Below are 2086 nucleotides of genomic sequence, written 5' to 3' on the forward strand. Positions count from 1 at the left end.
ATCGACCTTGCCAAGAACGTGTTCCAGGTCCACGGGGTCGACGCCGCCGGTGCGATCGTTGTTCGCCGGAAGCTGCGCCGGAGCCAGATGCTTACCTTCTTCTCGAACCTTCAGCCCTGCCTGATCGGCATGGAGGCCTGCGCCGGCGCGCACTTCTGGGCGCGAGAGCTGACCGCGCTCGGCCACGAGACAAGGCTGATGCCGGTGGCGTACGTGAGGCTCTATGTGAAGCGCGGCAAGACGGACGGTGAGGAGGACCGTGGCCCCGGTGGGGCCGCGTAAGCGGACGAACGATGCCGAGGCCATCTGCGAAGCCGTGGGACGCCCGTCGATGCGCTTTGTGCCGGTGAAGTCGACCGAGCGGCAGGCGGCGCTCGTTGATCACAAAGCGCGGGAGTTCCTGGTTCGCCAGCGGCCCCGGATCGTCAATGCGATCCGGGCGCATCTCGCGGAATTCGGCATCGTCATCGCGAAGGGAATCCACAACATCGACCGTCTGCTCGCCACGGTCGAGAAGGCGCCCGAGGCCGCCCGGCCGGCGCTCGCGCTGCTAGCCGATCAGCTGCGCGATACGCACGACAGGATCGCCACCGTGACCGCGCGGGTCGAGTCCGCGCAGGCGGGAGACCCGCTCGCGCGCCGTCTTGCCAGCGTGCCCGGGGATCGGGACGATCACCGCGAGCACGCTCGCGGCCACGACGCCCGATGTCGAGGTCTTCCGATCGGGGCGGGATTACGCCGCGTGGCTGGGCCTGACACCGAAAGCTCATTCCTCCGGAGGCAAGGAGCGGCTCGGCGGGATCCCGAAGGCGGGCAACCGCTATCTTCGTCGGCTGCTCTACCTTGGAGCGATGTCGCGCAGTGAGCCAGCGCGCGCCATCGGTTCAAGCACGATGGCGAACGCGCGGCGCGGCAAAAAGGCGGGCACGGACTGGCTCAGCCTGATGCTGGGACGAAGCCGGTGAAGCTGGTCGCGCCGCCAATGTCGCTCGAACCATTGGCGCCGACATTTGTCGGCCTCTGGCCAACCGTATGGCTCGGGTCGTCTGGGCATTGATCAGATCGGGTAAGAGCTACCGGGCTGAGCCAGCCTGAACAAACGCCGGCCTCCTCGACCGGCGGACCGGCGAAGAGAAGGTGAGGCGCGAAACGTGAGGTGATGGCGAAACGGACGGCGAGACGACGGTGGGAATACCCTGTTCGGACCGGAGCACCCTGGAGCGCGTGCCATTGATTGGGGTCCCGACGCCGGCGGACTTCATCAGGGCGCGCGGTCAATCGACCGCTCAGCAGACGCCGCATACATGGCCGCGACCGACCCGATGCCTAGAACCAAATCAACGCCCCTTGCCCCGCGGGAGCCGCCCATACATGGTCCGAGAGACAATGGCGAATGACGCGCGCTGGACGCTGGTCTTCGGCAAGGCGCGGCTGCGCGAGGACGGGACGCGGCACACCGACATCGCCATCCCGCTCTTCGGCTACAAAAGTCACGCCGGCATCGACCGGCGCCACGGGTTCATCCGGACCTGGGAGGTCACCGACGCGAGCAGTCACCACGGCCGCGTGGCTCGCGCCGGGGGCTGCTTGACACCTCGAATGCCGCCGCGACGGTCTGGGCCGACAGCGCCTACCGCTCGAAAGCGAACGAGGCCTTTCTCGAGAAGCGCGGCTTCCGCGGCCAGATCCATCATCGCAAGTCGAGGGGGCGCCCGATGGCGCCACATATCCGGCGCGGCAACGCTGGCCGCCCCAAAATCTGCGCCGCCGTCGAGCATGTCTTCGCCCGGCAGAAAGGCTCAATGGGCCTCTTCGTCAGGACCATCGGCATCGTCCGGGCCAGGGTGAAGAGCGGCGGTCAATCTGACGTGGCGGGACGCGCCCGCCGTCTACGGGTCTCCGAAGGCGCTCTACAACCGTTTCATCCGCTGGAGCCGGATCGGCGTCTTCGACCGGATCTTCGCCACGCTCGCAGGCGCGAGCGAGGCGACGGATACCGTGATGATCGATGCGACACATCTGAAGGCTCACCGCACCGCCGCCAGCCTGCTCAAAAAGGGGTTTCCGGCTGGAAGTCGACCCACTG

General features: G+C 67.3%; 3 pseudogenes. All 3 read left to right on the forward strand.

Annotation, left to right across the window (positions count from 1 at the left end):
• Positions 1-1095 (forward strand): annotated as a pseudogene (locus ACLJK8_RS22550) (IS110 family transposase); the annotation flags it as partial.
• A gap of 300 nt (positions 1096-1395) precedes the next feature.
• A pseudogene (locus ACLJK8_RS22555) lies at positions 1396-1856 on the forward strand (transposase); the annotation flags it as partial.
• 7 nt (positions 1857-1863) lie between these two features.
• Positions 1864-2086: pseudogene (locus tag ACLJK8_RS22560) on the forward strand (hypothetical protein); the annotation flags it as partial.

This window comes from Amaricoccus sp. W119, assembly GCF_047275745.1.
Lineage (GTDB): Bacteria > Pseudomonadota > Alphaproteobacteria > Rhodobacterales > Rhodobacteraceae > Amaricoccus.